The following is a 9,297-nucleotide window of genomic DNA, read 5'->3' on the forward strand; positions in this document are numbered from 1 at the left end:
GTCTTGTGCCAGTGCCGCGAAATGAAAAACCCGCGAGCCTTGCGGTCCGCGGGTTTCTTGTTTCAGGCCGCGCGCGAGGCGCGGCAGGCAGCCAAAACTTAGCTGCCCTGCTTCTTCAGCGCGGCGCCCAGGATGTCGCCCAGCGAAGCGCCGGAGTCGGTCGAGCCGTACTGAGCGACTGCTTCCTTCTCTTCGGCGATTTCCAGCGCCTTGATCGAGACCTGCAGCTTGCGGGTCTTCTTGTCGAAGGCGATGACGCGAGCGTCGACCTTCTGGCCGACGGTGAAGCGCTCGGGGCGCTGCTCGTCGCGGTCACGGCTGAGGTCGGAACGCTTGATGAAGGTCTCGATGCCGCTGTCGACCAGCCGCACTTCCAGACCGCCATCCTTGACGCCGATGACTTCGCAGGTGACGACCGCGTTCTTGCGCAGTTCGCCTGAAGTCGCCGCTTCGCCGACCGTATCCTTGGCCAGCTGCTTGATGCCGAGCGAGATGCGCTCCTTGTCGATGTCGACGTCGAGCACTTGCGCCTTGACCATGTCGCCGCGATTGTACTCTTCGATGACCTGCTCGCCCGGGCGGGTCCAGTCGAGGTCGGACAGGTGCACCATGCCGTCCACGTCGCCTTCGAGGCCGATGAACAGGCCGAACTCGGTCTTGTTCTTGACCTCGCCCTCGACCTGGCTGCCGACCGGATGGCTCGAGGCGAAAGCCTGCCACGGATTCTCGAGCGTCTGCTTGAGGCCGAGCGAGATGCGGCGCTTGGCCGGATCGACCTCGAGCACCACAACATCGACTTCCTGCGTCGTCGACAGGATCTTGCCGGGATGCACGTTCTTCTTCGTCCACGACATTTCCGAAACGTGGATGAGACCTTCGATGCCCGGCTCCAGCTCGACGAACGCGCCGTAGTCGGTGATGTTGGTGACGGTGCCCTTGATCTTCTTGCCGATCGGGAACTTGGTGCCGATCTCGGACCACGGATCCGACTCGAGCTGCTTCATGCCGAGCGAGATGCGGTGGGTTTCCTGGTTGATGCGGATGATCTGCACCTTGACCGTCTGACCGATGTTGAGGATTTCGGTCGGATGGTTGACGCGGCGCCATGCCATGTCGGTGACATGCAGCAGGCCATCGATGCCGCCGAGGTCGACGAACGCACCGTAGTCGGTGATGTTCTTGACGACGCCTTCGACAACCTGGCCTTCTTCGAGGTTCTGCACGATTTCCGAACGCTGTTCGGCGCGGCTTTCCTCGAGCACGGTGCGACGCGACACCACGATGTTGCCGCGGCGGCGATCCATCTTGAGGATCTCGAAGGGCTGCGGGTTGTGCATCAGCGGGGAGACGTCGCGGATCGGGCGGATATCGACCTGGCTGCGCGGCAGGAAGGCCACGGCGCCGTCGAGGTCGACGGTGAAGCCGCCCTTGACCTGGTTGAAGATGACGCCTTCGACGCGCTCACCCTTGGTGAACTTCTCTTCGAGCTTGACCCAGCTCTCTTCGCGGCGGGCCTTGTCGCGCGACAGGACGGCTTCGCCCAATGCGTTCTCGATGCGCTCGACCATGACCTCGACGGTGTCGCCGACCTTGAGCGTCGAGTCCTTGCCCTTGACGCCGAATTCCTTCAGCGGCACGCGGCCTTCGACCTTGAGGCCGACATCGATGATGGCCATGTCTTTTTCGATCGCCAGGATCGTGCCCTTGACGACCTGACCTTCGCCGGAGTGACCGGTGGTAAATGATTCTTCGAGCAGGCTCGCGAAATCGTCGCGAGTGGGATTTGCAGCTGACATATTTTCTCCTGGAGTGCCCCGCATCTTAAGCAGGACGGGCGCCGTGGGTTAGCGTTGCGTTGGCCTGCCGGCGTTCCGGGCTACAAAAGCCCTGGGCCGCCTAAGCGGCAATTCCGGCGCATGAAGAATGCTGGCAGGCTGGTTCGTGCCCGATATGGGTATTTTCTTCGCTTCCGGCAACGGAAAACGCGACGAAAACCTTCAATCAGGCTTTATCTCTTTTGGCCAAGGCGTCGTCGATGATCGTTTTGGCCGCCAGAAACGCGGCCTCTATAGCCATTTCGGAGGTATCAAGCAAGTGCGCGTCCACCGCCGGCTTCAGCGGCGAGTCGGCGCGGCCCATGTCGCGCTCGTCGCGGCGCACGATATCGGCGAGGATTTCGATGAAATTGGCAGTACCGCCGATGCTTTCGATCTCCGCCAGCCGGCGCTGCGCGCGCACCTCGGCACTCGCCGTCACATAGAGTTTGATGTCGGCGTCAGGGCACACGACGGTGCCGATGTCGCGCCCGTCAAGCACGGCGCCTGGCGGCGTTTTGGCGAAGTCGCGCTGCTTTTCGACCAGGATCCGCCGCACGGTCGGGTAAACCGCGATCTTCGACGCCGCTTCGCCGACCGCATGCGCCGAGAGAACCGCCCGGTCGAGCTTTGCCAGATCGACCTGGCGCGCCGCGGTTTCGGCGGCAGATACGTTGTCGAGCGGCAGCGCGTGCTGGATCAACGCATGGGCCACCGCGCGGTAGGTGAGGCCGGTGTCGAGCAGGTTGAGGCGGTAGTGGTCGGCCAGCCGGCGGGCGAGCGTGCCTTTGCCGGCACCGGCGGGACCGTCGATGGCGATGGTGAAGGTCGAACTCATCTGACTTTCCTAGTGAACTGGAACGCCAGTACCGACGCGGCGATCAAAACCGACAACGGCAATACGATGAAAGGTATGACGCCGATTGTCATGAAGGCCATTGCCCCGATTGCTTTGAAAAGGCCTGCAAGAAACACCCAGCCGCTGTTTTCTAGAAATCTGGAGGTTCCGACGGACAAATAAATGATCGTGAATTGAAGGGCGAAAATCCAGAACAGAAAAGCAAAAACACCTAGCCGCTTTTTGAAGACGACGCGTTCGATCAGATACGGGACCAGCGCAGCTCCTAGATAAGCCGCTACGACCAGCCAGTCCCCTGACATCATTCGATCTCCGCGCCCAGTCCCTTCATCAGCCCCATGAACTCCGGAAAGCTCGTCGCAATCATCGCAGCGTCGTCGATTGTCACCGGCTTTTCCGTCGCCAATCCCATCACTAGAAAGCTCATGGCGATACGGTGGTCGAGATGGGTCTGCACGGTCGTGTCCTGGCCGTTGGGATGGCCACCTAGGCTCCTGCCGCCAGGCTTGCCGCGTACGGCCAAACTTGCCTCACCCTCGGTGCAGTCAACGCCATTGATCTTCAGCCCGTTGGCGACCGCCGACAGCCGGTCGGATTCCTTGACCCGCAGCTCTTCCAGCCCCTGCATCAGCGTCTCGCCTTCGGCGAAGCTGGCGGCAACAGCCAGCACCGGATATTCGTCGATCATCGACGGCGCCCGCTCCGGCGGCACGATGACGCCCTTGAGGTCGGAATAACGCACGCGCAGATCGGCGACGTCCTCGCCGCCAGCATTGCGCGGGTTCAAGATGTCGATCTGGCCGCCCATCTCCTGCAGTGTCAAAAGCAGGCCCGTGCGGGTCGGGTTCATCAGCACGTTCTCTATGACAATATCGGAGCCCGGCACGATCAGTGCCGCGACCAGCGGGAAGCTGGCCGAGGACGGGTCGCCGGGCACGGCGATGATCTGTCCGGTCAGCTTGCCCTGGCCCTCGATGAAGATGTGGCGCACGCCGCGCTCGTCGGTCTCGACCGACAGATTGGCGCCGAAACCCTTCAGCATCTTTTCGGTGTGATCGCGCGTCATCACCGGTTCGATCACCGTGGTGATGCCCGGCGTGTTGAGGCCGGCGAGCAGCACGGCCGACTTGACCTGCGCCGAGGCCATCGGCACGCGGTAGGTGATGGGTGCTGCGTGCTTCGGCCCATGCAGCGTGATCGGCATGCGGTCACCGGGCGTTGCCTTCAGCACCTGCACGCCCATCTGGCGCAAGGGTTCGAGCACGCGGCCCATTGGCCGTCCCGACAGCGAAGCGTCGCCGATGAAGGTCGTTTCCATGTCGTAAGTGCCGACAAGACCCATGGTGAGGCGCGAGCCGGTGCCGGCATTGCCGAAGTCGAGCGGGCCTTCCGGTTGCAGCAGTGCGCCGTTGCCGGTGCCGCGGATCACCCATTCGGCGCCGCGCTTTTCGATATGCGCACCCATCGCCTTCATGGCCGCGGCCGTGCGCATTACATCCTCGCCTTCCAGCAGGCCGGTGACACGGGTTTCGCCGGAGGCCAGGCCGCCGAACATCATGGAGCGGTGTGAAATCGACTTGTCGCCGGGCACGCGGGCGGTGCCGGAAAGAGCTGGGGATTTGCAGGCGGTGGCCGGCTTGGCAGCGGCGGCGTGAGACATGGAATTTCCCTGGACGGAATGCCGGCGCACCGGCGCTTTTCATTTGTTGCGGCGGTCTCGTATCACGGCGGGCACAAATGGTCATCCCCATGGTCGTCACTTGGCGCGAGGCCTTTCAGGACTTGGTTTTGTGACGCCGGCTTTTCGCTTTGACAGCGCGGTAAACTCTGGTTATGGGGACCACTCTTTTATTGACGAGGCTTGCCGTGGCAAAAAACGAACTTGGCACAAAGCGTGTCGACCCTGAGACGGGTCGAAAATTTTACGACCTGAACAAGGACCCGATCGTCTCGCCCTATACGGGCAAGACCTATCCGCGTTCCTATTTCGAGGAAGGCAAGATTGCCGCCATCGAAGAGGAAGAGGAAGTGGCCGAGAAGGAAGTAGACGCCGAGGAAGAAGAAGGCGTTGAAGTCGTCTCGCTTGAAGAGGCCGACGACGATGCCAAGGGCGGAAGCGACGATCTTCCCGATCTGGGCGACGACGAGGACGATGTCGACCTCGGCGACGACGAGGACGATACGTTCCTTGCCGACGAAGAAGAAGAAGACGACGACGTCGCCGATATGATCGGCGTCGGCGACGACGACGACGAGGTCTGATCGGCCGCGGGCGTCGGTGCCCGCAGGCTTTCTTGAGCTGTGACGAAAAAGCGGTTCTTGCAGGCTTGATATTCAGGGAAGGCGGGGTTAGAAGCCGCCTGCACTAAACGGCGCGGTGTTGAAAACCGCGCCGGACCTCTACGCCGGCAACGGCGCCGGCTGACTGCCGGAGTGGGGCCATAGCTCAGTTGGGAGAGCGCTTGAATGGCATTCAAGAGGTCGTCGGTTCGATTCCGATTGGCTCCACCAAACAGTCTCTTTCCGACGCTCGGTTTCGTGGCATTCATGCTTGTCGCCTGCCAGTCGGCTCCTGAACCAGCCCCGGCTCCTGAACCTCAGCCCGTTGCACCGGCCATGGTTTCTCCTCCGGACGGTGCAGCCGTCCTCGATCCGTCTGTCAGGGTCATGCCCCCCGGCGAGGGCATCCCGGCCAAATATGTCGCATTTTCCGGCATATGGGGCGGGCAATTGGACGGGATGTATGACGGCAAGCTCGCAGTGCTGACGATTTCGCGCGGTGGCAATGTCACCGCCACCTACGCCTGGGGCGATATCGCCGACAACAAACCGGGCGTGGCCGACGGCGAAGGCAAGATTTTCGGCAACACGTTGAAACTGCGACGCCTTCCCAATGGCGGGGATGTAAGTGCGGTCATGCAGGCGGACGGAACGCTGGCCGTTACCTATGGGCTTGCCGACCGCACCTATACGGGCATGTTCACCAAGCAATAGTCGCGAGAATGGCCATGGCTGGGCCGAGGTCCGGCCTCGATCAATGCAGGCCGAATTCGCGCAGCAATTCTTCGCGATAGCGCACGAAGCGGGTTTTGCTGCGCTCGCGCGGGCGTGGCAGGTCGATGTCGATCAACCGCGCCGCGCCGCCTTTCTCCTTGGGCAGGATCAGCACCCGGTCGGCAAGATAGATCGCCTCTTCCAGATCGTGGGTGACCATCACCATGGTGACGTTCTCCTCGCTCCAGATGCGCGCCAGTTCCTCCTGCATGCCGATCTTGGTCATGGCGTCCAGCGCCCCAAGAGGCTCGTCGAGCAGAAGGATCTCCGGCTGGACAGTAAGCGCTCGGGCGATGCCGACGCGCTGTGCCATGCCGCCTGAAAGCTGGCTCGGATAGGCATGGGCGAATTCGGCAAGGCCGACCAGCGCGATGTAGAAGCGGGCTCGTTCCTCGGCTTCTTGCTTCGGAACGCCGCGCACTTCGAGGCCGAAGGCGACATTGCCGAGCACGTTCAGCCACGGCAGCAGGCGTGGCTCCTGGAAGATCACGGCGCGCTCGGCGCCGACGCCATGCACCGGCTGACCGTCGATGGCGACAGCGCCGCTGTCGGCAGCCTCCAGCCCGGCAAGAATGCGCAGCAGCGTGGTCTTGCCAGAGCCGCTGGCGCCGACGATGACAAGGCATTCCCCCGAACGGATGTCGAGGTTGAGCGTCCGCAGCACGGCCAGCCGGCGCCCGCCGAGGCTGAAGGATTTGGAGAGGTCGCGGATCGAGACCTCTCCGCCACGGTTGGAACCGGTCATTTTATCTCTCAGCTATTTTTAGGGCTCAGTTCGTCTTGGTTTCGCCGGGCCGGTACAGGATGTCGGCGGCCTTCAGCTTGCCCTTGGCCAGACGGCCGTCGCGCTCCAGCACCGCGACCCAGAAGTCGATATCGCGGTCGGTCGCCTGCGCACCTTCGCGCAAGCCGAAGCCGGTCCAGTATTTGGCAAGATCGCCGTTTTCGCCGCGCTTGTTTAGGATGTTGGCGAGCACCTTGCGGGCTTCGTCCGGGTTCTGGCGCGACCAGTCCGAAGCGCGCGCCGACTGTTCGACGAAATTGCGCGCCGCATCCGGATTGGCGGCAATGAAATCGCGCCTGAGCACGACGAAGCCGCCGGCAAGTTCGCCCAGCACCTGGGTGTCATCGAACACGCCGCGCACACCGCCATTGGCGACCAGCGCACCGGCGAAGGTCGCCTGCCAGTAGCCAAGGCCGGCTATGTCGACCTGGCGCGAGCGCAAGGTCTGCTCCAGCTGCGGGCCAGGCACGACGACGAGGTTGGCGGCATCCGGCGGCAGGCCGACGCTGTGCAGGGCCTCGCGCACCGTATAGTCGAGATGGGCGCCGAGCGTGTTCACCGAGATGGTCTTGCCGGCGATGTCGGCGATCGATTTGATCGGGCTGTCTTCCAGCACGTAGAAGACGCTCTTCACATCCTTGTTGATGCCGTTGCTCGGATAGGCGGCGACAAAATCATTGCCGCCCGAGATCGAGTTGATCACCGCCGCGGTGGCGGCCGAGCCGATGTCGACACTGCCGGAGGACAGCGCAAAAAGCGATTCCGGTCCGCCCGAGGCATAGCCGACATTCTCCAGCTCGACGCCCAGCCCCTTGTAGTAGCCGAGCTCTGCGGCGAGTTCATGCGGCGAGATGCTGCCCCGGCTGGCGAGATAGCGGAATTTCACCGGTGCTGTTTCGGCGAAGGCGAAGCGGGGCAGGCCGGAAGCAATGAGACCGACGGCAAGCGGTGCGCGGGCAAGCAGGGAACGGCGGGTGATTGTCATGGATCCGGTCTTTCCTGGGTTTGAGGGAGGCCTGGGTTGAGTTGTGGGCTGCTCAGTTGACAGGATTGCTCCAGCGGCAGAGCCGCCGCTGCAGGACGACCAGCGCCTGGTTGGCGATCAGGCCGAGGCCGGCGAGGATGACGATTGCAGCAAACATCAGCGGGATCTGGAAATTGTACTGCGCGTTCATCACCTGGAAGCCGATGCCCTTGTTCGCGCCGATCATCTCGGACGCGATCAGGAGCAGCAGCGCGGTGGTGGCGCTCAGCCTCAGGCCGACGAAGATCGACGGCACGGCGCCCGGCAGCACGACCTGGCGAAACACGGTGAGCCGGCTCGCGCCGTAGACGCGGGCCATTTCGAGCAGCTTGGGATCGACTTCCTTGACGCCGCTGGTGGTGTTGAGCAGCAGCGGAAACAGGGTGGCCCAGAAGATGACGAAGATCTTCGAGGTTTCGCCGAGCCCCAGCAACAGGATGAACACTGGATAGAGCGCCAGCGCCGATGTCTGCCGGAACACCTGCAGGATCGGATCGAGCGCGGTTTCGACCGGGCGCACCTGGCCCATGAACAGGCCGAGCGGGATGGCGACAGCCACCGCCGCGCCGAAGGCAATGCCGGCGCGTTGCAGGCTTATGGCGATGTCGCCAAGCAGGCTGCCGCCGAAAAGCCCTTTCCAGAGTGCTGCGATGATCATATCGAGCGGCGGCAGCACCGCCGCGTTGACCCATCCGGCGCTACTCGCCACCTGCCAGAGCGCCAGGAAACCGACGAGCACGCCGTAGCGCGACAGGAAGCGGACAGCTGCCTTGCCGCCGAGGCGCAGAAAGTCGTCGCCGAGCCCGCTTTCGCTGCGGCTGGCTCGGATGGTGATCGGCCGATCGATGTGCTGCAATGTCATCGCGTCATCCCTTCAGCTATGAGCATCATTCGGCGGCAAGGACGGTCGAGCGGGCGACGGTCCATGGGTTTTCCGGGCGCCTGAGACCGAGGTTCTCGCGCAGTGTGCGGCCTTCATAGGCGGTGCGGAACAGGCCGCGCCGTTGCAGTTCGGGAATGACCAGGTCGACGAAATCGTCGAGCGCGCCGGGCAGCCAAGGCGGCAGGATGTTGAAGCCGTCGGCCGCCTCGCTGGTGAACCATTCTTCCAACTGGTCGGCGACCTGCGTGACGCTGCCGACAATGGTGTAGTGGCCGCGCGCCGTCGCCACCCATTGGTAGAGCTGGCGGATGGTGAAGTTGTGCTCGTCGGCAATCTGCCGGATCAATGCCTGGCGGCTCTTCATGCCTTCGGTTTCCTTGGCTACCGGCAGCGGGCCGTCGAGCGGATAGCCCCTGATGTCGAGCGTCTGGCCGGCGAGTCCGTTGAGCAGCGCAACACCGTCCTCGGGCAGGATGAGGTCGTTGAGCTCTCGGTATTTGGCGCGGGCTTCTTCCTCGGTGCGACCGACGAAGGGCGCGACGCCCGGCATGATCAGCACCTGATTGGGATCGCGACCGACTTGCGCCACGCGTGCCTTGATGTCGCGGTAGAATTCCTGTGCCGTCTCGAGCTTCTGATGGGCGGTGAAGATGACCTCGGCCGAGTGCGCGGCCAGCCCGCGTCCGTCTTCGGACTGTCCGGCTTGTACGACAACCGGATGTCCCTGCACCGGGCGCGGCACGTTGAGCGGACCCTTGACGCTGAAATGCTCGCCCTTGTGGTCGATGTCGTGCAACTTGTCCTTGTCGTAGAAGCGACCCGACTGCTTGTCGCGGATGAAGGCGTCGTCTTCCCAGCTGTCCCACAGCGCCTTGACCG

The 9,297-nt window shown here is 63.1% G+C and carries 10 protein-coding genes and 1 tRNA gene; 3 read left to right on the forward strand and 8 right to left on the reverse strand.

Annotated elements, in window-relative coordinates; genetic code table 11:
- Positions 1-98: 98 nt before the first annotated feature.
- The 4 genes from rpsA to aroA all read right to left on the reverse strand — a co-directional run bounded on the left by rpsA (position 99) and on the right by aroA (position 4,333).
- A complete protein-coding gene (gene rpsA / locus ACWGTO_RS17210) occupies positions 99-1,796 on the reverse strand; it encodes a 30S ribosomal protein S1 (RefSeq protein ID WP_112563700.1) in 1,698 nt (565 codons plus the stop codon).
- 205 nt (positions 1,797-2,001) lie between these two features.
- Complete coding sequence (gene cmk / locus ACWGTO_RS17215) at positions 2,002-2,652, reverse strand: (d)CMP kinase (RefSeq protein WP_454576012.1); 651 nt, start codon at positions 2,650-2,652, stop codon at positions 2,002-2,004.
- Positions 2,649-2,978, reverse strand: coding sequence for a hypothetical protein (locus tag ACWGTO_RS17220; protein WP_454576013.1), 330 nt, complete (start codon positions 2,976-2,978; stop codon positions 2,649-2,651). Before ACWGTO_RS17220 ends, cmk begins: the two co-directional genes overlap by 4 nt.
- The gene (aroA, locus tag ACWGTO_RS17225) at positions 2,975-4,333 is read right to left on the reverse strand and encodes a 3-phosphoshikimate 1-carboxyvinyltransferase (RefSeq protein WP_454576014.1); all 1,359 of its coding nucleotides are present in this window, start codon (positions 4,331-4,333) and stop codon (positions 2,975-2,977) included. Before aroA ends, ACWGTO_RS17220 begins: the two co-directional genes overlap by 4 nt.
- A gap of 206 nt (positions 4,334-4,539) precedes the next feature.
- Here aroA and ACWGTO_RS17230 point away from each other — a divergent pair, with 206 nt between their 5' ends.
- The 3 genes from ACWGTO_RS17230 to ACWGTO_RS17240 all read left to right on the forward strand — a co-directional run bounded on the left by ACWGTO_RS17230 (position 4,540) and on the right by ACWGTO_RS17240 (position 5,667).
- Positions 4,540-4,935 carry a TIGR02300 family protein gene (locus tag ACWGTO_RS17230; protein ID WP_142867911.1) on the forward strand — a complete coding sequence of 132 codons (396 nt, stop codon included), beginning with the start codon at positions 4,540-4,542 and terminating at the stop codon, positions 4,933-4,935.
- Positions 4,936-5,108: 173 nt separating this feature from the next.
- Positions 5,109-5,184 (forward strand) — tRNA-Ala (locus ACWGTO_RS17235).
- Between the two features lie 105 nt (positions 5,185-5,289).
- Positions 5,290-5,667: a hypothetical protein gene (locus tag ACWGTO_RS17240; protein WP_454576015.1), complete on the forward strand. Its 378-nt coding sequence runs from the start codon at positions 5,290-5,292 to the stop codon at positions 5,665-5,667.
- 40 nt (positions 5,668-5,707) lie between these two features.
- Here the strand turns inward: ACWGTO_RS17240 and ACWGTO_RS17245 are convergent, their stop codons facing one another.
- The 4 genes from ACWGTO_RS17245 to ACWGTO_RS17260 all read right to left on the reverse strand — a co-directional run.
- Entirely contained in the window at positions 5,708-6,472 is a 765-nt protein-coding gene (locus ACWGTO_RS17245; protein ID WP_454576016.1) for an ABC transporter ATP-binding protein, read from the reverse strand.
- A gap of 25 nt (positions 6,473-6,497) precedes the next feature.
- Positions 6,498-7,496: an ABC transporter substrate-binding protein gene (locus tag ACWGTO_RS17250; RefSeq protein ID WP_454576017.1), complete on the reverse strand. Its 999-nt coding sequence runs from the start codon at positions 7,494-7,496 to the stop codon at positions 6,498-6,500.
- Between the two features lie 52 nt (positions 7,497-7,548).
- Entirely contained in the window at positions 7,549-8,397 is an 849-nt protein-coding gene (locus ACWGTO_RS17255) for an ABC transporter permease (protein WP_454576018.1), read from the reverse strand.
- A 25-nt stretch (positions 8,398-8,422) separates the two neighbouring features.
- The coding region (locus ACWGTO_RS17260) for an NtaA/DmoA family FMN-dependent monooxygenase (RefSeq protein WP_454576019.1) at positions 8,423-9,297 on the reverse strand (875 nt) is incomplete at its 5' end.

Source organism: Mesorhizobium sp. PL10, assembly GCF_053714315.1.

Excerpts from the sequence above, each read along its gene's own strand:
- rpsA (WP_112563700.1), bottom strand. The coding sequence starts at position 1,796 with ATGTCAGCTGCAAATCCCACTCGCGACGATTTCGCGAGCCTGCTCGAA.
- cmk (WP_454576012.1), bottom strand. The coding sequence starts at position 2,652 with ATGAGTTCGACCTTCACCATCGCCATCGACGGTCCCGCCGGTGCCGGC.
- ACWGTO_RS17220 (WP_454576013.1), bottom strand. The coding sequence starts at position 2,978 with ATGATGTCAGGGGACTGGCTGGTCGTAGCGGCTTATCTAGGAGCTGCG.
- aroA (WP_454576014.1), bottom strand. The coding sequence starts at position 4,333 with ATGTCTCACGCCGCCGCTGCCAAGCCGGCCACCGCCTGCAAATCCCCA.
- ACWGTO_RS17240 (WP_454576015.1), top strand. The coding sequence starts at position 5,290 with ATGGTTTCTCCTCCGGACGGTGCAGCCGTCCTCGATCCGTCTGTCAGG.
- ACWGTO_RS17245 (WP_454576016.1), bottom strand. The coding sequence starts at position 6,472 with ATGACCGGTTCCAACCGTGGCGGAGAGGTCTCGATCCGCGACCTCTCC.
- ACWGTO_RS17250 (WP_454576017.1), bottom strand. The coding sequence starts at position 7,496 with ATGACAATCACCCGCCGTTCCCTGCTTGCCCGCGCACCGCTTGCCGTC.
- ACWGTO_RS17255 (WP_454576018.1), bottom strand. The coding sequence starts at position 8,397 with ATGACATTGCAGCACATCGATCGGCCGATCACCATCCGAGCCAGCCGC.